Origin of the sequence: Thermococcus sp. ES12, assembly GCF_012027515.1 — an archaeon.
Classification (GTDB): domain Archaea; phylum Methanobacteriota_B; class Thermococci; order Thermococcales; family Thermococcaceae; genus Thermococcus; species Thermococcus barossii.
In genome coordinates this window covers 1-683 of record NZ_SNUP01000012.1, presented here as the reverse complement: position 1 = coordinate 683, position 683 = coordinate 1, and the positions used below count along the sequence as shown (strand labels likewise).

Genomic DNA, 683 nt, shown 5'->3' with positions numbered 1-683 from the left:
CTCTCCACTCCCAAAGGGAGGACTTCCTTTGAATTCTATCCAGCCAAATATCATGAGAAGTTCAGGGACTGGAAGGTTGGGCAGGCTTGGCTTGTTAGAACGCCAAGGGGAGTCTTCATTAACGTGGTCTTTTCAAAGGAGGTTGAAATCGGAGAGCCATTCACTTTCGTTGGAGTGGACTTGAATGAGAATAATGTTACTTTAAGCCTTCCGAATGGCGAGTTTGTCCAAATCATAACTCACGAGAGGGAAATTAGGACGGGTTATTTTGTAAAGAGGAGGAAGATTCAGAAAAAACTTAGGACTGGCAAAAGGAGGAGAGAACTCCTTGAAAAATATGGTGAGAGGGAGAGGAACAGGCTTAACGACTTGTATCATAAACTTGCGAATAAAATCGTGGAGTTGGCAGAGAAATACGGTGGTATTGCCTTAGAGGATTTGACTGAAATTAGGGATTCAATCAGATACTCTGCTGAAATGAATGGGAGACTTCACCGCTGGAGCTTCCTGAAGCTCCAGAGCATAATCGAATACAAAGCAAAGCTGAAAGGAGTAAAGGTTGTTTTCGTGAATCCCGCTTACACTTCCTCCCTGTGCCCGATATGTGGGAGTAAATTAAGCCCGAATGGGCACAGGGTTTTGAAGTGTTCAAACTGTGGTTTTGAAGCCGATAGGGACGTTGA

1 protein-coding gene is annotated in these 683 nt (G+C 44.2%); it reads left to right on the top strand.

The window, feature by feature from the left end; genetic code table 11:
• Nucleotides 1–683: RNA-guided endonuclease TnpB family protein (locus tag E3E37_RS10725; protein ID WP_167717326.1), on the top strand; the 683-nt coding region annotated here is incomplete at both ends.